This window comes from Ruegeria sp. O11 (assembly GCF_056535285.1).
The window spans coordinates 1-21,131 of sequence record NZ_JBQERS010000013.1; the positions used below are offsets into that span (position 1 = coordinate 1).

Sequence of the window (21,131 nt, forward strand, 5' to 3'; positions counted from 1 at the left end):
CAAAACAGCATCCTTGGGGAAATGACAGCCCTTCAATGAGATCATGCTCAAGTAACCTGTTCGAAATCTATTCGGCGGAAACGATCGTCAGATCACACAGGCTCGTCAACTAGACCCCAGAGTTTGCGACACATCCGCTGCAAGTCCTCAGAGTTTCATTTCGCCCCGTACCGTAAGCTACCCCGCAAACTTTGCAGCAGATCCGTCTGGCAAATCTCATGAGTTGATCACCTTCGAAGAAGGTCGAACGGTGCGGAATCTAGATAGCTTTTCAGGAGGTTCAGCTCCAAGAAATTGCCAACAATTTCAATCTGGATTTCGAAAGGATCCTTGAAGAACTTGGGCTCAACCAGGATCAATGCGCGGATCAGGTACCTTTGAACGACGTTGGCGTGCCATAGCGGCTAAGCAGGATATGCGGAGTAATGTATCTCTGCATAGATTTCCCCATATTTTGCGCCCGTTGGCGCGCAGTATTGACAGCTGCTCGCCGCGCCATCATACTACTCAGTAGCATACATGAGGCCCGATATGAGCGTTAAAGCATCAATATCCCTGACCGAGTCACAAGATGCCTACGCGCGCAATCTTGTCGCCCAGGGCCATTACGCTAGCCTGTCCGCCGTTCTTCAGCATGGGCTCGAACTGATGCGTGAGCAATCACAAAATACTGACGCATTGCGAGAGCTGCTCGATCAGCGTCGTAACGGAACCTTCGTGACTCTCGAAGAGGGCAAAATGCGCACCGAAGACATGATCGCACGCAAACGGGCCGCGCGTGGTCTATAAGGTCGTTCGCGCAGAAGAAGTCACCGCTGATCTCGATCTCATTTTTGACTATCTTGTCGAAACCGCTGAGCACTTTGGCGAAGACCTGGAGACCGCTTTTCTGCGCGCTGAGAAGCGCGTTACAGAGATTCAGGTGAGCCTCGAAAGCTTGGTTAAAGTTCCATACCAGGGCACCCTACGACCGCATCTCGGCAATAGCATTCGGAACGTAACCAAGAACAAAGCGATCATCTATTTTGAAGTCGACGATGATGAACAGGTCGTTCGGGTGCTCGCCGTCTTCTACAGCGACCGAAATCACGATGCGCACATTCTGCTTCGCCTATTGTCCTAACCCCAACACGGGCAATAGGCTTACCATAGGATCGTACGTTAGGCCGAGAGTCTTCATGAGCTGATCACCATTAAAGAAGGTTGAACAGTGCGGAGTTTTGAAAACTTCCACTTGGTTCTAGTCCAGGACTGAGCAGCCTCATCTGACTGGTCCAAGTTGATTGTTAGTGCATCATCGGCCTGGTTTCCTTCGGGATGATGGTTTCGGGCGCTGGCGGGCGATAGCCCAGAGCACTGTGGGGGCGTTTTGTGTTTTAAAGTCTCCTCCATTGTTCGATCAGAATTTGAGCTTCGCGCAGGTTGTAGAAGATTTCGCCATTGAGTAGCTCGTCCCTGAACCGGCCATTGAAACTTTCACAGTATCCGTTCTCCCACGGGCTCCCAGGTTCAATGTAAGCCGTCTGGGCGCCAACTGCGGAGATACAGTCTCGGACGGCCTGGGCGATGAATTCTGCCCCATTGTCTGAACGTATGAAGCGGGGTGCACCCCGCAGTAGGAACAGATCCGTCGGGGCATCGATCACGTCGGTCGAGTTCAGCTTGCGCTTCACTCTAATCGCTAGGCATTCCCGGCTGTGCTTATCAATGATGTTCAGCGTCCCAAAAGCTTTGCCATCGTCAGTTCGACAATGAACGAAGTCATAGCTCCATACATGATTGCGATACTCCGGCCTCAGCCGAACACACGAGCCATCGTTCAGCCAGAGCCGTCCTTTCTTCGATTGTTTCACTGGCGCTTTCAGCCCCTCTCGTCGCCAAAGCCGTTCAATTCGCCCATCGCTGACAGACCATCCAGCCACTCTCAGCAGTGCAGCGATCCTGCAATAGCCATATCGGCCGTATTGACGGGTCAGCTCGATCATGTCGGCCACCAATCGATCTTCGTCTGCGCGACCTTGTGGGACACGCCGTTGCGTGGACCGGTGTTGTCCAAGCACGCGGCAGGCGCGTCTCTCGGAAACGTTCAGCTGGTTGCGTACATGGCTGATGCAGGCGCGACGACAAACGGGGCTCAGTAGTAATGCGATGGTCCGCCCTTTCCGGAGAGCGACCAAACAGGTCATCCTCTCCTTGAAACAAACTGGGAGGAAAGGACCATGCCAGAGTTTGCTGTCGTCGGGATCGATCTCGGCAAGAACGTATGTCACCTTGTCGCCATGGATGTACCTGGAAACATCGTGAAACGGCGCAAGGACACAAGGCCACAACTGTTCGCCTTACTTCGATCTCTGCCACCTTGTTTGTTCGGCATGGAAGCCTGTACCAGTGCCCACTACATCGCTCGTACACTTACAGAATTGGGCCAAGATGCACGCCTGATGCCAGCTCAGTATGTGAAACCATATCTCAGAACTCAGAAGAATGACTTCCTCGATGCTTAAGCAATCTGCGAGGTGGTCCAACGACCAACAATGCGGTTCTTTCCGATCAAGACACGAGAGCAACTGGAATTGCAGGCTGTTCATCGCGTGCGTGATCGTCTCGTTGGCCGCCGCACCGCTGTCAGCAACCAAATCCGAAGACTTTTGGTTGAACACGGGATTACCATGCGCCAAGGGCGTGGCGGATTGCGGGGTGTGGTTCAGAACCTTCTAGAAGAAGAGAACACAGCCGTTTCGCCAGCCATGCGGATCCTAATCTCGGGTCTTTGGGCAGAATGGCAGTCAACAGATGCAGCGCGTCGTCGCAAGGGACCATGTGACCGCTCCTGGAGAATGGTTGAAACGTACATCAAAGTGAAAGGCACATGGGTTTATCTTTATCGTGCCGTAGACAAGCACGATATAACTCTTGCTTTTATGCTGTCCGAGCGTCGAAACAAGCTAGCTGCTACAAGGTTTTTCGCCCGAACGCTGGAGGTCAACGGTCTGCCGCGAAAGATCGTTATCGACAAAAGCGGTACCAACACCGCTGGGATCAAGGCAATCAACAAGATGCTCGCGGGCTTCGGCTGCCCAATCCCGATCGAGATGGTTAGGCGCAAATATCTGAACAACATCGTCGAACAAGACCATCGTTTCATCAAAAGACGAACTCGCCCGATGCTCGGTTTCAAGAGCTTTGCCTCTGCTGCAGCAACACTTGCTGGCATCGAGGTGTCACACATGATCCGAAAGGGCCAATTCGCGCCCGGACTCTGTCCGTTTAAACAATTCGCTGAACTGGCAGCCTAACTTCGTTGCAATCGCCGAGACAGTTCGGTTAGCTCAAAACTTTGCAACAAAGCCCTACGACAGATCCCAGGCAGCAAGCAACAAAGAGTTTGAAAAGGCTACAAATCTACTTACTACCAAAGAGATTTTCTCTCAATAATCATTTTTCAGTCATTTTACGCACTATACCGTGAACCTAAAAAAATCCCATTACTCCCGATAAGTATCCCTTATCATGTTTGATTGATTTTACGGGGAAATCAGCACAGAATGTGCCCCATGAAGCCGCCTGCCCTCTATCTTCCAGCTGCCTCCCCTGCCCTGTCGCAGGCGGATCAGAAAACGCTGACCGACCTGTATGTGCGCGGCACGCCGGCCAATACGCTGCGCGCCTATGAGCGGGATCTGCTCTACGTTACGGCATGGAAAACCGCGCGTTTCGGGTCAGCGCTGGATTGGCCGGAAAGTGAGCCCATCGCGCTGGCTTTTATTCTCGATCACGCCCGCGATCTGAACGACGCACCAGAAACGGATGTAGCGCGCGAAACCGCAGAGCTGCTGATTGCGCAAGGGCTGCGCAAGTCCCTCTCCTGCCCGGCCCCGTCGACGCTCGATCGGCGCATCGCCTCCTTGCTGGCCTTTCACCGAATGAAGAACCTGACTTCGCCCTTCGACGCGCCCCAGGTCAAGCAAGCCCGTGCCAAGGCCCGCCGCGCCGCTGCCCGGCCCCCTGCCCCGAAGTCGCAGCATCCGATCACCCGCGATGTGCTGGAGCAGCTGCTGGCCACCTGCCACGGCACGCGCCGCGATGGCCGCGACCGGGCGCTGTTGATGCTCGGCTGGGCTTCGGGCGGTCGGAGGCGCTCGGAGATCACCGGGTTGATGCGCGTGGATGTCTCGCTCAAGGAATTTGACAAGAGCGGCGTCGTCTGGCTCTCGCTGCTGGAAACCAAGACCACCCAGAAGGGCGAGACCCCGCGACTGGTGCTGAAGGGACGCGCCGCGCAAGCCTTGGTGCATTGGATCGAGGTTGGCGGGATTGAGGATGGACCGCTGTTCCGCCCTGTCTCGAAAGCGGATCGTGTGCTGAAACGTCGTTTGAGCCCGGATGCGATTTATCAGATCGTCAAACACCGCCTGAAACAAGCCGGATTGCCCGAGGATTTTGCCTCACCCCACGGGCTGCGCTCGGGGTTTCTGACCCAGGCCGCCCTTGACGGCGCCCCGATCCAAGCCGCCATGCGCCTGTCTCTGCACCGCTCCCTGGCCCAGGCACAGAAATACTACGATGACGTCGATATTGCAGAGAATCCAGCCACAGATCTGTTGGGGTGAGTTGGAGCTAAACGAAAAAGGCGGTAACCCATGGGTTACCGCCATTAAAATCAAGAAATGTAAGCATGGGTAACCCGCGGGTTACTACTCGTTCAAAACAGCTTCGAAAGCTTCAACCGCCCTCTGGAGCTTAGAACGGTCAATCGAACTAAAGTCTTGACCAGACAATATTCTGCACTCTCCCTTTCGCGCAGTGATTTTTGAAGCGCCCACGTGGAACTCATACTTCACGCTCTCGACTTTCTCACGTCGCTTGCCTCTACCACGTTCAGAATCAGTATCTGCCAAGAAAGCATCAAGTACCTCGTTTTGCTCATGAACTGTGGATGCGCGCGCTAACACATCTCTTAACACAGCAGCTGAACCCGACGAAGCTCGAAGTTTCCGCGCAACTTCAACGCCAAGGTTTCTGGAGACACTCTTAGGAAACGGCAACGCGCCCTCAAGTTCATTGAGCAGGTAAACAAAGCTACGAATATAAGAGCGTTTCATCTTGTGCAGGGATGAGTAAAGCCTTCCGACCAAAGCTTCTGCATCCCCTGCCCCCAACTCAGAATCGTTGGAAGCAAGAATTGCCACTTGCGCCATCTCAGCAAATGTCAGGTCCTCTCGAACAACGTTCTCTTCAACCATGTCAATGTAAAGGTCGATGCGATCACTCTGGGATTCGGCAACTCGCGCTGTAACACTGGAAAACCGTTCATCACCAGTCTCCTCATAAAGCTGTCTAAGAGCAGTTACTCGTCTCCAACCCTTTTTGAGCTGGAAACGACCATCTGAATCCTTATAAAGCTCTATGGGCTCCTTCTGGCCGCGTTCCTGAATAGAAGCCTTGAGTTCATCCATCTCATCCGAACTTGCGACGGCCGATAGATCCAAGCGATCTCTTGGAAGATCTGTCGTAAGAATTTCATTGATGCTGACCGCAACCAAAACTCGCCCCTCGTCGCGAGCTTTGCGATACTCCTTGGCATCGGAGGCATTTTGCCGTCGCTGTTCGACACGGTTCTCAGTGCTTTCATTTAAACTGTTTGCTGTCTCGCGTACCGCAGCCCCCATTGGGCCCACTTCGCGGCGGCGTGTTTTCTTGAGGTCATCTTCATCAATTGGAGTAAAGCCAAATTTGTTACCGCTCATTCTACCCGCTCCTCAACTTTAGTACGCGCCTCCCAGGCCCGTAAGACGACATCCTTAAATTCACTGTATGCATTATCAAAGGACAGACGCGCCCGTTTCCATGTGTCCCGAGTCATTTGCCTATAGTCCTGCTCGTAGACAGACATCTGGAACCTACCAGATTGCTCGACCGCACGTGTCATTTCGATGGGATTTTGACAGACATCGGCCCCGAAGACATTTTTGAAAGCGTCCATCATCGCGACATGCAGAGAGTTGCTGGCCTCAAAGCGAGTCATGAGAACACGTATGTCATCGAACCTTTTAGGAAGAGTGATACCAGCATCCTGCGCAATACGCTCGAAACCGTTGGTTATGTCTTCCAAGGCGTCGCCAAGTTGACCAAGATAACTCGTTGTGCTGTCGTACTCCCAATAGCCAGGACCAGACGGAATATAGAGGATATCTGCGGCAAAAGCCGCATTCAAAGATTGATATCCAATTGCAGGCGGACAATCGAAAATAATCAAATCATATTGGTCGTCCGGCAACTCATCGAGATATCTTGCGACGCATCCAAAAAAACTCCATGCCTTATGAATGGACCTATACTGAGCGGAAGCAAATTCTACGAAGGCGGCGTTAGCGCAGCTCGGAATGATGTCAATCGTCGACCATGAAGTTCTTTGAATGAAATCCTGAACACGCTGTGCGCCGATCGACTGAACATCTTCTGGCAACTCGTCGGCAGTAGGGTAGGGGCAATCTGCTGGATCATCATATTCGTCCGCGATCCGGTTCGCCTCACGGCAGAGGTCGCGACACATAATGCCCCAGACAGTGTTCCACTCTCTTACTTCAGCCAGACCCATTGAATGAGTGAGTGTCGCTTGGGGGTCAAAATCCACCACCAAAACACGATAACCATCAAGCGCGGCCGCATTCGCCAAGTGCTGAGCAACGACAGTTTTGCCGACACCACCCTTAAAGTTCGAAACCGCCACTCTCATAGCCCGGCCTGCCGGCCTTTGAGGCAGAAGGCTCCTACCCCTAAATCTCAAACGCCGTCTCAACTCATTAATCTCAGCAAGAGAAAACCATCTTTGCCGTCCATCATCTTCAGTCGCACCTTGCGGAAGAGACGGGTCTTCGGCCAACTTCTTTCTCAAGGTGTCGGCCGGGACATCAAACATGAACTGGCTAATTTCCCAGATTGAGAATGGTCGAAGAACTTTCTCGTCTGCAGGCGAGAAAGTAGCTCGGCGGACGGCAGCCTGTTGAGCCAGGCTTCGTTCGTTCATAGCTTGAAGGTCGGTGTGGTCACGCATGATGTTGCTCTTGTTATATGACGGTTGTCTTTTAATAACGCGATTTTCGGAAACTGCAAAACGTAAAGAATAGAAATCCCGCTTTTTTGCCTATGATCCGTTAAATACGGGATGAAATTCGAATGCCAGGCTATGTTTTGGTGACAAGCATCAATCAATAACTAGATATTTGGTGACATTCACCCTCTAATAGGGTGTCATCCAGAATGTCACCTATTACCTACTAACCGAATTTTCTTTTGATTTTGAAAAATGAAGTGGGTATCCTGCTTTTCAAAGTTCGTTGACAAACTACGGGATTTCATCACACTGAACCCAATTGATGGAATCGGACAGCAAGACCGATCCGTTCGAGGCACAGTGGCAGTATCAAAATGGAAATAAAACGATTTACAGGACATCAGGCCGGTTCACAGAAGTACGATCTACTAACTGCAATCTCTGTTGCGGGATTATGTGGTACACCCGGTTTTCAAAATTCAATGATGCGGCTCATTGCGTTGATAACCGCCCGATACAACTGGCGCACTGATGAGCTGACGGTCGGACAAAAAGAAATGGCCCGCCTCTGGTCCGTGGACCAGCGAACCGTCAAGCGAGAAATTAAGCGGTTGACGAGTTATAACATGCTTCTTCAGCTTAGGCCCGGAGTTAGAGGCCGTGTTGCCGCGTACCGACTCAACTACGCGGAAATTTATCGCCTAAGCAAACCAGTTTGGCAAAATGTTGGTTCTGATTTTGTATCACGCATGGAAATGCAAATACCAAAACCATCCGAAAAGGTCGTTCATGTTCAATTTGGTCAAGAAAAACAATTAGAAGTCGAACCTGAGAGACAAGATCTTCAAAGTCCGTGGGGCAGGGCGCTCCAACGCCTATCAGAGTCAGAAATTTTGTTGTTCAAATGCTGGTATCGTGACCTTCAACTTGTTGAAACCCAAGATCAGACGATCACCTTGCGTGCGCCAAGCAAGTTCATTGCACAGTACATTCAGTCTCACCATTTGAAGCCTTTGCTTGGAGCTATCCAACTTGAATTTGGGCGAATTCAGAAGGTGCGTCTGATAGGCTAACTGGAACATGCCGTTGCTTTGCTTGAATTTGTTTGAATTAAACCAATCAGATTTGCAGATTGAAACTAGTAGAGAACCGTTCTTTGTCGCAGTCGTTGGTTGGAATGTTGCAGCTTCGCGTGTTAATTCCAATTGAGGCTTGGTCTGCAATGATATTTGGGAAAGTCTTGTGATCTATTTCAATGGCGCGCTCTACCCAGTATCTGTGATCCTATTTGCGGTCTACTTCTGCGTTCGAAACGGCGTTTCCTGTCGTGATCTAGAAGAAATACCGGCTGAAAGTAGTGTTAAGGTCGAACATACGAGGATGAACAGCCGGTTAGTAATGTATTCATCCTTGGCGGGTAGCAAACCAAAGAAGTGAACAAAATCTACAAGCAGGATCACCGGTTCATCAAGCAGCTTACGAGGCCCATGCCTGGCTTCAAAAGTTCAACCCAGTTGTTGCAGAAATCGAAACAGCCTATTTGATCGGTAAGAGGTCGCTGGGACGTTCGGCATGCGGATACCGCTAATTTGCAGAGTTCGCTGGATAATTGAAGCTAATCAGAGTGATAGCTTTATTCCTCTGCAATGTTTGCGACAGTTCCACAGATTCTACTTGGTACGGTCGAGGTCTGGCCCATTATCGGATCAGACATTCAGGATCGGATGCAACATGAATCCGATCAGTACAACAATATTGTCGCGTTTTAGTCAAAACCAGCTACCTCTCTCCCTCGAAGAGAGGGGGGCTGCGCGCAAGTTCAGACCATCTTACATGGGTGCGATCCCGAGTTTTGGGTCAGTTGGTTTCAACATTTGAACGAGGCCGAAAGGGTAGGGGCCCAGGCTATGCTTGTCGCGCCTTCTTGTATATTGCCCAATACATTGCTTAGAAGCGGTCAGGGCGGGTTTTGGCGGCTTATACTCGTGTCGACCCACCGATCAGGACATTGCGCATCGAAACCGTGGAATACCGCGCGGGCTTGCCCAATAGAGAGCGGGCGACTATCTAGCGGACACGATTTATGAGTCTGTCATAACAGACATGTCTCGATCCTGATCACAGTGGGCATGTGCATTGCAAAAGATCAAATCAAAGTTTGCGGCAGTACTAAGCGATTCCGTCTTGTGGCGTTTGCTGTCAGAGAACATGCGGGAGCAAATGCTGCCGTATACCATTGCAATTATCGCGATGGTGTTTGTGGCGGGGACTACAGCTGGTATCGCGTTCATCATGCGCGATGTCGTTGACTCGCTGTTCGACGGTGAAAATTCGGCCAAGATCTTTAGCGTTTCGATGGCCGTGTTCACTATTTTCTTGGTTAAAGGTGTCGCCACCTACGTCCAGGTTGTAGCATTGACCCGCGCTGGGAACCGGATCGTTTCAAAACAGCAGATCAAGCTATACGACAAGCTTTTGCGGCAGGGCGTATCTTTCTTTAACCTGACCGAAAGCTCGGATTTGCTGTTGAGAGTGACACAGTCAGCACAGGCTGCGCGGACGGTTATCGAAATAATGGTCACGACCGCCGTTCGAGACATGCTTACATTGATTGGTTTGCTTGCCGTGATGTTCTATCAGCAACCAGTCTTGTCCCTCTTTACACTAATCGTCGGCCCGCTGGCGATTCTGGGGGTTCGGGTGCTGCTTCGTAAGGTCCGCGATATTGCGGATATGGAACTGCAGTCGATGGGCGCGATCATGAAGGTCATTCAGGAGACGTCGGCCGGAATTCGGGTGGTCAAGTCCTTTGGACTAGAAGAACGCATGGCCGAACAGATGAATTCGGCAGTTAAAAGTGTCGAAAAACGCCGTAATAAGCTTGCTCGCTTGCAAGCGGCAACCAGCCCACTGACTGATATTCTGGCAGGATTTGCAATTGCGTCGGTCATCGGGCTGAGTGCAGGTAAGTTGTTTGGTGCAGCGGCCTCTACCCCGGGCGAACTGATGTCATTCGTTACCGCTGTGATGATGGCGTATGAACCTGCGAAGCGTCTGACCAAGGTGCGGGTGAAGATGGAAGTAGGTTTGCGGCGTGTCAAAATGCTGTTCAGCATGCTGGACGAGCCGGAAACCCTGCCTGAGGAAGTTAATCCCAAAGCGCTGCCGGATGGGCCTCGCAAAGTCGTGTTTGACGATGTTGTATTCGGCTACGCCCGGCGTGATCCGATCTTAAAGGGGCTTTCGTTGACCTTTGAGGCCGGCAAGACGACCGCTTTGGTTGGCTTATCTGGTGGCGGAAAGTCGACCATTTTGAACCTTGCATTGCGCCTATATGATCCAAATAGTGGTTCGATTTCGATCGATGACCAAGACATAAAATACACCTCTTTCAAGACATTGCGCCAGAATATGTCCTTTGTCGGCCAAGAGACATTTCTTTTCTCAGCGTCGATCGCCGACAATATTCGCTTTGGCCGAGAGGGAGCGACACAAGAGGACGTGATCGAGGCCGCCAAGGCCGCAAACGCCTATGATTTCATTATGACTTTGGAGCAGGGCTTTGACACCATGGTGGGCGAAAACGGAGCCTTCTTATCTGGCGGTCAGAAGCAGCGCCTTGCGATCGCCCGTGCGTTGTTGCGCGATAGCCCCATTCTGTTGCTGGACGAGCCGACGAGTGCGCTGGATTCAAAGTCGGAACATCTGGTGCAGGAAGCGCTAAGCAGGCTTACGGAAGGGCGTACAACAATTATCGTTGCGCACCGCCTTTCAACTATTATGCACGCGGACAAGATTGTTGTGATTGAAAGTGGAGAAGTGTTGGAGCAAGGGAGCGCCAAACATTTGTTGAAAGAACAAGGCCCCTTCAAAACCTTATACGACCATCAGTATTCTAACGCAGTTAGCGCAGAGTGAGCTTGGTTTGACGCAGCAATCTGCAAGACGACCGGCGCGGCAACCACTGGCCGCGACCGTCATTATTCCAACTTACCACAGTTGGAATCAACTTCAGATCTGTCTGGACTGTTTGGCTTCCCAGACCCTGAATGCCGATCAGTTTGAGATTATTGCGGTAAACAATGATCCTTCCGACCAAATTCCGTCTGAGTTTCGCTTGCCTGCAAACGCTCGTATATTGAGCGAAGCAAAGCCGGGCTCATACGCGGCACGAAACCGCGGTATTGATGACGCGAATGCCGACCTATTTTTCTTTACCGATTCAGATTGTCAGCCTGTCCCTCAGTATCTGAAAGCTGGATTGAAGATAGCCCAGGATCACCCTGAGGTTGGGCGGTTCGGAGGCAATGTTGTTCTGATCCCTAACGGGGAAGAATGGACGACAACGGAATTGTATGACGTTCATCTTGGTCTGGAGCAGCAGAAGTGGGTTGAACGTGGCAGAGCTGTTACTGCCAACCTGATTTTGCGTCGCAGTGTGATAGATCAAGTCGGTCGGTTCAACGACACGGTTTTGTCAGGTGGTGATATGGAATGGAACGATCGCGCAAAAGCTGCAGGCGAACCTATCCTTTTTGCCGAGGAAGCCATCGTAAGACATCCAGCGCGTAGAAGTCTCGGTGAACACATCACCAAAGCCCGCCGAATTGAAGGCGCGCGTTTGCGTAGGAACGCGAAGCGTGGAATTGTGAATTACATACCACCCGTTCACAAGCTGATCCCGTCGTTTAAGACTCTGAAAAATCTTCTTGGAAAATCCGATCTATCTACCCGACGAGCCCTTGGAGTTTGGGGTGTCCATTATGTTCTTCGAGTGGTGAAGATAACTGAAACTATTCGTCTGCTCTGGCTACGACGCGCCGATCAGCGGAAATAGGGCTAATTAAACAGATCTCTTCATGTACTTGGTTTGAAAACTCAAATTCTTTGCGAAACTAGGCTTTTGTGTAGTAGTCATAAGTATAATATTTTGATTATTAAGACGCGTTGATGATGGCTCTGTTGCAAACTCTTATCCATTGACCTTCGTGGCTTTAGCGCATGTGTGGCGAACGACACTATCCAGTTGAAGGTTGGTCCATGATTTCTTTCAAAGGTGCGCAATATCCGAAGGATGTTATCCTATTCGCAGTCTTCTTTTACGTCCGATGCGGCGTGTCGTACCGAGATCTGGAAGAAATCATGGCAGAACGCGGTGTATCGGTTGATCATGCGACACTGAACCGTTGGGTGAAACGATGCTCAAGCGCAATTGCTGATGTAACGCGCCGCAGGAAAGGGCCATGTGATCGCTCTTGGAGAATGGATGAGACTTACATCAAGGTGAAGGGTGCGTGGGTCTATCTCTATCGGGCCGTCGATAAATACGGCAAGACGCTTGATTTCATGTTTTAACCACAGCGAAACAAGCCTGCCGCGACGAACTTCTTCGCTCGGATGATCGAGGTCAATGGTTTGCCACGGAAGATTGTCATCGACAAAAGCGGAGCTAACACGGCTGGCATCAAGGCCATAAACAAGATGCTGAAAGGCTTTGGTTGCCCGATCCCGATTGAGATGGTCAGGCGGAAATACCTGAACAACATCGTGGAACAGGACCATTGTTTCATCAAGAGACGCATCCGGCCAATGCTAGGGTTCAAGGCATTTGCTTAAGCGGCGTCAACCCTCGACGGAATCGAAGTGGCGCACATGATCCGCAAAGATCAAATGTCGGCAGCGAGTCCCTGAGTGCCCAATGCTGCACTTTGTATGAAAGACTGCTTTTCTGAACTTTTTCTTATTTTGGGCGTTTGATAGCAAGAGGTATGGAAATGCCTTCTGAAACGCAAAAACAAAAATTTAAGACCTGGGCTTTCGCAATCTTTTTATGGGCCTTTCTATGTGTATGGCTGAGCGGAATGACCGCAGGACTGATGGCCGGAGCGTGCCGGAATGATCGTTATGAGGGTGCCAAGAAGCTTCGGTTCTGTAACTTTTCACTCGCCGCTGGCGCTTGGATGAATTTCTCATCTCTCGAACGAGCTAAGGGGAGCCGCATCGAACTCGAAAGAGGGATCGCGCTGTATCAGACGGGAGAAACAGACAAAGCGGTTGAAGCATTTGAGGAAGCCTTGCGTGACGCACGAGCAAACCCGGGGCCTTGGGAACGGGACCTCCACCAGCGCATAATTCAAATGGAAGACCGCTACACGCTCGCGCTGTGGGTGTCGGTGGTCGAAGCAGTCAAATAGGAGACTTGAGCAGCTTGGATATTTTCAAAGCCGCCATTGGTTCAAACGCCACGAAAGTCTTTTTTGTCCGCATCCTGTGAACTCGCAGACGTCGAGATTTTGCATTTGCAGCGAATGTCAGAAAAGCGGGCTGCGTCCGCAGAATTGCGATACTGTGCTAGATGTCTCCTTTGGGCCGAATCTGCTTGCGGAATGCAAATAGTTGTTTCGGCATGTTCGTTCATTGCTTCGCGTTCTCAAATTACTCGGTCATTCTTGTTCGGCCAAAACATCCAAATGTCAGTTTAGAACTCTTGGGATGGACGGCTAATACCTACTGTGATCCTATGCCGTCGCAGTTCATGGGCATTCAATGCGATCAGCTTCGTATATTGTAGGTATTTTGATAGCCATTGCCGCCAGCATTGGCCTTTATTTGGTTTCTTACAAGTACTTCGTTTCGGAGGAGCTTTCGAAAGCTCAGGGCCGGCTCTCTCTTTACCAAAGCTCGGTAAACAGCGAACTCGAACGATTTTCCCACCTCACATATGTGCTGTCACAGGATTCCTTTGTAATTGGAACAGCTGAAGGAGACGGCACCGGAACTTTAAACCGACGCCTCGAGGATTTTGCGGAGCAGGCGGGACTGGATGCGATCTACCTGATGGACGAAGACGGGATCACGATCTCCGCATCGAACTACCGCGACACTGGGAGCTTTGTTGGCCAGAACTACGCTTTCCGTCCGTATTTCCAAACTGCCATTTCTGGTGAACAGGGCCGCTTTTATGCCATCGGGGCAACAACGGGTCTGCCAGGCTACTTCATCGCCAACGCTGTGCTTGACGACCAGGGAGCTTCAACTGGCGTCATAGCGATTAAGATCGATTTCTCTAATCTTCAGGATAGTTGGAAAAACTCGGGAGAACAGGTTCTTTTGGCCAATGAAGACGGCGTCGTTTTGCTTTCTTCGAACTCGGATTGGCAGTATCGCGCGTTGACGCCATTGTCAGAACCACAGCGAGAACGGATTCGAGATGCCAGGCAGTTTCCGGGCCAAGACTTAGATGCGTTGGATTGGGTTGAGTTGCCGGGAGATCAGGCCAGAATTGCGGGGACGAAGCGCCTGCATCTTGCAGCTACAGATCTACCTCATGGCTGGTCGCTCCACTATTTTGCAAGTGACGATCAGGCCGTTGCGCGCAGTTGGCTGGTAACTGCAGTTTTTGTCCTTTTGGCGGGGCTCGCATTTATCTTTTTCCAGATACAACGCGCAAGGCGCGTAGGCGCGGCCTTAGTGCGGTCCGAAGAGGAAGAAGCAAAGCTGCGGGAGGCAAATGAAAGGCTCGCCATCGAAATCGACGACCGCAAGAAAGCCGAGCGGAGCCTCAAACGCACCCAAGGGGAATTGGAGCGCGCAAGCCGACTGGCGGCTCTGGGGCAACTATCCGCGTCGGTCACGCATGAACTGGGCCAGCCGATCGCTGCGATGCGCAATCACCTGGTGGCAGAAGAGATCTCATCTTCCAGTGGGTCTAAGCTACCGCAAAAAATTGGAAGTCTGGTCGACAGGATGGAAGGGATCACGCGCCAATTGCGGTTCTTCGCGCGCTCAGAGAGTGAGGCGTTCGACGACGTAGACTTATGCACTTCGGTCAATGCCGCTTTGACACTTGTTGCGCCAAACATCAAGCAAGGTGGGGTGAAAATCTCAGTTGATACGCCGACCGGCCCGATCTTTATCCGGGGCAGTGCCCTGCGGATCGAACAGGTCATCACCAATCTTCTGCGCAATGCCATAGATGCAACGGATGAAGCGGATGCGCCTGAAATCTGCGTCGCTATAATGGCATCTGATGATGAGGCAGTGTTGGAAATTCAGGACAACGGTCACGGGTTGGGCAAGGCAACGCTGGCTGAGTTGCAAGAGCCATTTGTAACCACAAAAGAGAGCGGGCGAGGCATGGGCTTAGGACTGGCCATTTCCACCAGCATTGTCAAAGATCACGATGGCAAGATGACGGCCCGAAATCGTGATGGCGGCGGAACAGTTTTCCGCGTCATCTTCCCGATAGCCTCAAATACTGAAGAAACGGACGAATGACCCAGCAGCAAGCCTTCAAAGTTCTGGTCGTTGATGATGACAGATCGATGCGACAATCGCTTGTCGAGTTGCTCGAAGCCGCCGACTGGACCGTCAGCGCCTTGCCACGTGCGACCCAGGTGACCGAACATCTGGCCAATGCCTCGCCGGATGTCATTTTGTCTGATGTGCGTATGCCCGGCATGTCGGGACTTGAATTGCTGGCCAGCCTGGACAGGCATGTGGCGCCTCCAGTGGTATTGATTTCGGCACATGGTGACATCCCGATGGCGGTTCAGGCCATACAGGATGGAGCGTACGGGTTCATCGAAAAGCCATATGAGCCACGGCGATTGCTTACGGTGCTGAGGCACGCGGCTGAACAAAACCGAATGCGAAGAAGCAATGCCCGCCTCAAAGACCGGCTGTTCAAACTGTCAGGCCTTGACCGCATCCTGCTGGGCCAAACAGACGCCATTACAGACTTGCGACAAGAAGTACTTGATCTGGCCGATACATCCGTTGCGGTTTTGCTGCAGGGGGATACCGGCACCGGGAAAGAGCTGGTTGCCAATGCTTTGCATGATTTGGGCCGCTCGCCGGAGGCACTCTTTCTGGCGCTGAATTGCGCGGCATTGTCCTCCGAGACGTTTGAAGCGGAAATGTTCGGCGTCGCGGGTGAATCCGACGGAAGGCTTGTGGCAGCATCGGGTGGGACCTTGTTTCTGGACGAAATCTGCTCGTGCCCACCAGCGGCTCAGGCGAAGCTACTAAGGGTCATCGAAGATCAGCAGGTGTTGCCGGTGGGGGCTGTGTCGCCGGTGCCGGTAAGTTTCAGGGTCGTGTCAGCAACCAACGAAGACGTTGTACTGGCCGCCGAGGAAGGCCGCCTGCGTCAGGACCTTTTGTTTCGACTGAATACTGTTGTCCTGTCTTTATCTCCGCTACGTCAAAGACGGGACGATCTGGTTCTGTTGGCAACGCATTTCTTGAACGAATACGCGCAGGTTTATGAGATAGACGCGCCAGAACTTGATCAGGACGATTTGGCCGCTCTGCTTGCCCATGACTGGCCCGGCAATGTGCGTGAATTGCGCCATGTCTGCGAACGGCGCATTTTGGCAGCCCGACGCGGAGGAGGGTCGGTGGTGCAGGCTATCCGAAGCGATCAGCACTTCGACGAAGTGCCGGATACGCTGCGCGAAGCGGTTGCTGCTTTTGAACGCGAACTCATCGGCAAAGCCATCAAGGCGCATAAAGGCCGTATGGATGCCGCCGCCGAAGCGCTTGGGATTGGCCGACGGACACTCAACGAAAAGATCGTCAAACTCGGTCTCGATAAAGAGGCGCTGTTGTAGGAGAAATCACTCTGCGGATATCCGCAGGGACTCCGAAACTTCACGCGCATTTTCCTTCATAGGCAGGCTGCTGCGCATCGTGAATACTCTGCCCAAACACATTGCGTGATCTGGGAGGAGCCACTATGCGCAAACATCTTAACCGGGCGGCCATCGCCGCCCTGTCGCTGACCGTTGCATCCGAAGCACTGGCTGTCGAATGGAACGTTTCCCTGTGGGGCAAGCGTCGCGCCTTTACCGAACACGTCGAGAAAATTGCCGAACTGGTGAACAAAAAGACGGGCGGCGAGTTCACACTTAACATCAGCTATGGTGGCCTGTCGAAGAACAAAGAAAACCTCGATGGGATTTCGATTGGTGCGTTTGAAATGGCCCAGTTCTGCGCTGGCTACCACCGCGACAAGAACCCCTCGATCACTGTCTTGGAACTGCCGTTTTTGGGCGTGACATCCCTTGAACAGGAAGTCGACCTGTCGATGGCCGTCTATCAACACCCGGCTGTTGTCGAGGATCTGGCCCGCTGGGACGCGACTCTGCTGATGCCTTCGCCGCTGCCGCAGTACAACCTTGTTGGTGTCGGTGAAGCACCCAAATCCCTAACCGATTTTGAAGGTCTGAGCGTTCGGGCGACAGGTGGCATCGGCAAGGCGATGGAGACGGTTGGAGCGGTTCCGACCTCGATGTCTGCATCCGAAGTGCGTCAGGCAATGGACAGCGGCATCGTCAAAGCGGTCAGCTTTGCGCCACACGCGCATATGTCCTTCGGCACCATAGAGAATGGCACGTGGTGGACGACGAACCTCAACCCCGGCACCGTCAACTGCCCCGTCGTGGTGAACACGCTGGCACTGGAAGATCTGTCTGACGAACACCGCGATGCTCTGCTGGGATCGGTGGAAGAGGCACTGGATCACTACGTGAGCCACTACCAGACCAAAACGATGGAAGCGTGGGGCCCTGAGCTGGATCAACGCGGCATCGAACGGGTCACTTTCAGCGATGAAGAAATCGCAGCGTTCAAAGAAGCCGCTGCCGCCCCCGCGGCCGAGGCCTGGATTGCAGAAAACACCGAGCGTGGCCTACCAGCACAAGAGCTATATGACCTTGTGACCGGGAAGATCGCAAACGGCAGCTAATCCACTCACAACCCGGCGTCGGTCAAGCTGGTGTCGGGTGCCTTTTTCCCTGACAGCGGAGCAAAACGATGGCCGGGTCATCCCTGGTGCTGTCCAACGACAGCCGTCTCAGCATTCTCGATCAACACCTCTACAAACTGGAAAGCTTTCTGGCCCTGATCAGCGGTCTTGCAGTCTTTTCACTGATGGTAATGGCCGTAGTCTCCGTTGGTGGTCGGAACTTCGCCAATGCGCCACTTCCCGGTTACGTGGACTGGATCGAGCAGGCCATGCCGTTAATCGCCTTCATGGGGATTTCCTATGCGCAGCGTGATGGCGGTCATATCCGAATGGACATGGTTGTTGGAGCGCTTAGAGGCCGGACGCTCTATATCGTTGAGTTCATTACAACCGCTGTCATTCTGGCACTGATCGTCTTGCTGATCTGGGGGAGTTGGGCGCATTTCGCACGCAGCTTTGACTTTGGTGCTCCACTCTTGAGCCGCGACAGCTCCATCGACATAGGTATCCCGCTGTGGCCCGCAAAGCTGTTGGCCCCCGTTGCCTTTAGCGTGCTGTGCCTAAGGCTTGCTTTACAGCTCTGGGCCTACGGTCGCGCGATCAGGCACCCCGATCAGGCACCTATTGCCGTCCCGCTAATAGCCGATGCAGCCACTCAAGCTGCAATGGAAGCCGAGCACGTCTCGGGCCACGACAACTGAGGTTATATCTGATGGAACCCATTGATATTGGTCTGATCGTCTCGGGCGGTATGCTTGTTCTTGTGGTGTTGGGGATGCGCGTGGCCTTTGCCGCCGCGACAGCTGGCATGATTGGCCTGATCTGGATCTTCTGGGCCAAGTTTGGGTACGACCCGGCGCGGTTCGGCAAGGCTCTGACAGTGGCCGTCAAAACAGCGGGGCAGGTGCCGCACTCCAAGATTTCAAGCCAGGCGTTGAGCCTTATTCCGACCTTCATCCTGATTGGCTACCTCGCCTATTACGCGGGCCTAACCAAAGCACTGTTCGAAGCCGCGAAGCGTTGGCTCGCATGGGTCCCGGGCGGGCTGGCGGTTTCGACCGTTTTCGCAACCGCTGGGTTTGCGGCGGTATCTGGGGCCTCAGTCGCCACTTCCGCTGTGTTCGCCCGTATCGCCATCCCCGAGATGCTGAAGATAGGCTACGACAAGCGTTTTGCTGCAGGTGTCGTTGCTGCAGGCGGTACGCTCGCCTCGCTCATCCCGCCTTCGGCCATTCTGGTCATCTACGCGATTATCGTCGAGCAGGACGTGGGCAAACTGCTGTTGGCGGGATTCATCCCGGGCATGTTCTCGGCAGTAATTTACGGCTTGCTGATCATTGGCATGGCCGTTGTGATCAAAGGATTTGGCCCCGCAGTCACCGGATTTACATGGAAAGAACGTTTCCTCTCGTTGCCGCCCGCATTGCCCATCGTGATTGTCGTCGTCACCATCATCTTCTTTGTTTACAACCCGTTCGGCGGCGATGCCTGGGGTACGCCAACCGAAGGTGGCGCAATTGGAGCATTTGTGGTGTTCCTGATGGCGCTGTATCAGGGAATGCGCTGGTCCGAACTCAAAGACGCGCTTTTGGAAACCGCCAAGCTGAGCGTCATGATTTTCACGATCATCTGGGGCGTTTTAGTTTACGTTCGTTTTCTTGGTTTCGCCGAACTGCCAAGTGCATTCTCCGACTGGATCACCTCGCTTGAGATGTCTCCGATGCTGATCCTGATCTGTATTCTTCTGGCTTACGCTGTACTGGGCATGTTCATGGATGCGATAGGTATGCTGCTGCTGACGTTGCCGGTAGTTTACCCTGCCGTCATGGCGTTGAATGGTGGTGAAGCCGTAAGTGCAGCCGAAAGTACCTTCGGTATGTCCGGACCTATGTGTGCCATCTGGTTTGGCATTTTGGTTGTCAAAATGGCCGAGTTTTGCCTGATCACCCCACCTATTGGGCTGAATTGCTTTGTCGTGGCCGGCGTTCGTGATGACCTAAGCGTTCAGGATGTTTTTAAAGGTGTAACGCCTTTCTTTCTGGCGGATGCTGCAACCATCGCGATGCTCGTTGCCTTCCCTGCTATCGTCCTATGGCTTCCTGGTCAGGTTTGAATCACATGGAATGATTTTGGAGTGCGGTATGCCGGTGCAGCTAAGGCCTGCATCAATCAGCTGCACTGCAGAATACATGACACTTGTTCAATGGCCGGTTTGGGCCGAATGGTGGCGAGCTATCCGTTTCAGTCAGGCGCTGCTAGCTCCGCTTTCTCGACAGTCTCAGTCGTGAATCATTTTACAAGATCCCGCGAACAGCGGGCATGTGTACAAGTTCAGAATAGATAGCTCGCAGCAAGCCGTCGCGCGGCAGGGGTTCTACTAAACGGCCACCATGCACTATACCAGGATACAAGAGAAATAGTAGCGTCGGTGCAGTCTCAGTTTCGGCATTTGGGCCTAAGTAGTCAAAACATATTGGAACCGGGCCTTGCAATCAATCGCGTGGAAAAAGCTCATTGGCATCGCTAAGTAAGAACAGATTTGTTCGCTTGCTGCCTTGAACAATCTCCGTGAGCGCGTCCCGCCAACCTAGGATTTTTTTCCTGTCGCCTTTAAGCCTAGACCCATCAACCACCCAAAGCATGTTTTTACAAAAATCCTCGCGGGCTCGACGCTCTTTGGGATCGAGATGGGAATGTTGGATCTCCAAAGTGAGGCCTGCCAGCGTGTAGACGTCGGCAATGTGCTTCTCACCAGTATTTTGATCAGTAAACACTTGTTCTTGCCAACGGAGTGGAAACTCATTTTTCCAGTTCCGATTCCAATCAGTTTCTGGTTCCCACCAAGGATCACATTCCACTTTGCATTTGTGCGCCCAATGATGAACCCTAACCTCGCCACAACGCGGAATCATTTCAGATTTGCAAAATGAGCATTGCCTTACAGTCCCAGGGATCGGTCTACTTCGGTTGCCATTTATGATTGCTGTTAACATTCCTGCGCCTGGAGCCTGTGGTTTTGAGGTCAGCTAAACGTAGCAGCTTTTCACATCCATCTCGGACTGTTTCGCGAGGCTTAGTGCCTTTGGCGTCAGAGCAGCGCATTGCGAAACAATGGGTCCGAGTCTGGCTCAGTGTGGCGCAATGTCCGCTTTGGGGAAGCTGCGATGCTGCATCGGATGGTGTTTTCAGAGTCCGCCATGGTCCGTCTTCATCGGAGCTGTAAGGTGGCTGATATCGAATGCTGCTCTCACCCCGATGTCGGCAGCGAGCCCATAGTTCTAGATGCTGCATCTTGAATGAGTGAATGCGAAGCTATGATTGCTGCCA

The 21,131-nt window shown here is 52.5% G+C and carries 16 protein-coding genes and 3 pseudogenes; 15 read left to right on the forward strand and 4 right to left on the reverse strand.

Features of this window, described 5'->3' with window-relative positions; genetic code table 11:
• The first annotated feature begins 531 nt into the window (after positions 1-531).
• Positions 532-789: a ribbon-helix-helix domain-containing protein gene (locus ACRZ91_RS18055; protein ID WP_480907529.1), complete on the forward strand. Its 258-nt coding sequence runs from the start codon at positions 532-534 to the stop codon at positions 787-789.
• Positions 779-1,123, forward strand: coding sequence for a type II toxin-antitoxin system RelE/ParE family toxin (locus ACRZ91_RS18060; RefSeq protein WP_480907531.1), 345 nt, complete (start codon positions 779-781; stop codon positions 1,121-1,123). The genes ACRZ91_RS18055 and ACRZ91_RS18060 overlap by 11 nt, the downstream gene beginning before the upstream one ends.
• 163 nt (positions 1,124-1,286) lie before the next feature.
• Here the strand turns inward: ACRZ91_RS18060 and ACRZ91_RS18065 are convergent.
• A pseudogene (locus ACRZ91_RS18065) lies at positions 1,287-2,141 on the reverse strand (IS3 family transposase); the annotation flags it as partial.
• Positions 2,142-2,219: 78 nt separating this feature from the next.
• On the opposite strand from ACRZ91_RS18065, the gene ACRZ91_RS18070 reads away from it, so the two are divergent.
• From ACRZ91_RS18070 to ACRZ91_RS18080, 3 genes and pseudogenes are all read left to right on the forward strand, one after another.
• A complete protein-coding gene (locus tag ACRZ91_RS18070) occupies positions 2,220-2,504 on the forward strand; it encodes a hypothetical protein (RefSeq protein WP_480907533.1) in 285 nt (94 codons plus the stop codon).
• Between the two features lie 279 nt (positions 2,505-2,783).
• Positions 2,784-3,296 (forward strand): annotated as a pseudogene (locus tag ACRZ91_RS18075) (IS6 family transposase); the annotation flags it as partial.
• 258 nt (positions 3,297-3,554) lie between these two features.
• A complete protein-coding gene (locus tag ACRZ91_RS18080; protein WP_480907534.1) occupies positions 3,555-4,610 on the forward strand; it encodes a tyrosine-type recombinase/integrase in 1,056 nt (351 codons plus the stop codon).
• An 84-nt stretch (positions 4,611-4,694) separates the two neighbouring features.
• On the opposite strand, the gene ACRZ91_RS18085 is transcribed toward ACRZ91_RS18080, so the two are convergent.
• Positions 4,695-5,747, reverse strand: coding sequence for a ParB/RepB/Spo0J family partition protein (locus ACRZ91_RS18085; protein ID WP_480907536.1), 1,053 nt, complete (start codon positions 5,745-5,747; stop codon positions 4,695-4,697).
• Positions 5,744-7,054: an AAA family ATPase gene (locus tag ACRZ91_RS18090; protein ID WP_480907538.1), complete on the reverse strand. Its 1,311-nt coding sequence runs from the start codon at positions 7,052-7,054 to the stop codon at positions 5,744-5,746. Before ACRZ91_RS18090 ends, ACRZ91_RS18085 begins: the two co-directional genes overlap by 4 nt.
• Positions 7,055-7,428: 374 nt before the next feature.
• Between ACRZ91_RS18090 and ACRZ91_RS18095 the strand changes: the two genes are divergently transcribed.
• The 10 genes and pseudogenes from ACRZ91_RS18095 (at position 7,429) to ACRZ91_RS18140 (ending at position 19,917) form a co-directional block, all read left to right on the forward strand.
• Entirely contained in the window at positions 7,429-8,127 is a 699-nt protein-coding gene (locus ACRZ91_RS18095; protein WP_480907540.1) for a DnaA N-terminal domain-containing protein, read from the forward strand.
• A 1,147-nt stretch (positions 8,128-9,274) separates the two neighbouring features.
• Positions 9,275-10,972, forward strand: a complete 1,698-nt coding sequence (locus ACRZ91_RS18100) for an ABC transporter ATP-binding protein (protein WP_480907542.1) — start codon at positions 9,275-9,277, stop codon at positions 10,970-10,972.
• Positions 10,973-10,979: 7 nt separating this feature from the next.
• Entirely contained in the window at positions 10,980-11,891 is a 912-nt protein-coding gene (locus tag ACRZ91_RS18105) for a glycosyltransferase family 2 protein (RefSeq protein ID WP_480907544.1), read from the forward strand.
• A 203-nt stretch (positions 11,892-12,094) separates the two neighbouring features.
• Positions 12,095-12,745: pseudogene (locus ACRZ91_RS18110) on the forward strand (IS6 family transposase).
• Positions 12,746-12,828: 83 nt separating this feature from the next.
• Positions 12,829-13,248 (forward strand): hypothetical protein, encoded by a 420-nt coding sequence (locus tag ACRZ91_RS18115; RefSeq protein ID WP_480907546.1) that lies wholly within the window; start codon positions 12,829-12,831, stop codon positions 13,246-13,248.
• Positions 13,249-13,600: 352 nt separating this feature from the next.
• Positions 13,601-15,331, forward strand: a complete 1,731-nt coding sequence (locus ACRZ91_RS18120; protein ID WP_480907548.1) for a sensor histidine kinase — start codon at positions 13,601-13,603, stop codon at positions 15,329-15,331.
• Positions 15,328-16,668 carry a sigma-54-dependent transcriptional regulator gene (locus ACRZ91_RS18125; RefSeq protein ID WP_480907550.1) on the forward strand — a complete coding sequence of 447 codons (1,341 nt, stop codon included), beginning with the start codon at positions 15,328-15,330 and terminating at the stop codon, positions 16,666-16,668. The genes ACRZ91_RS18120 and ACRZ91_RS18125 overlap by 4 nt, the downstream gene beginning before the upstream one ends.
• Positions 16,669-16,793: 125 nt before the next feature.
• Positions 16,794-17,804: a TRAP transporter substrate-binding protein DctP gene (dctP, locus tag ACRZ91_RS18130; protein WP_480907552.1), complete on the forward strand. Its 1,011-nt coding sequence runs from the start codon at positions 16,794-16,796 to the stop codon at positions 17,802-17,804.
• A gap of 68 nt (positions 17,805-17,872) precedes the next feature.
• A complete protein-coding gene (locus ACRZ91_RS18135; protein ID WP_480907554.1) occupies positions 17,873-18,505 on the forward strand; it encodes a TRAP transporter small permease subunit in 633 nt (210 codons plus the stop codon).
• Between the two features lie 11 nt (positions 18,506-18,516).
• Positions 18,517-19,917 carry a TRAP transporter large permease gene (locus ACRZ91_RS18140; RefSeq protein ID WP_170546431.1) on the forward strand — a complete coding sequence of 467 codons (1,401 nt, stop codon included), beginning with the start codon at positions 18,517-18,519 and terminating at the stop codon, positions 19,915-19,917.
• A gap of 379 nt (positions 19,918-20,296) precedes the next feature.
• On the opposite strand, the gene ACRZ91_RS18145 is transcribed toward ACRZ91_RS18140, so the two are convergent.
• Positions 20,297-20,797 (reverse strand): competence protein CoiA, encoded by a 501-nt coding sequence (locus tag ACRZ91_RS18145; RefSeq protein ID WP_480907557.1) that lies wholly within the window; start codon positions 20,795-20,797, stop codon positions 20,297-20,299.
• Positions 20,798-21,131: the final 334 nt, after the last annotated feature.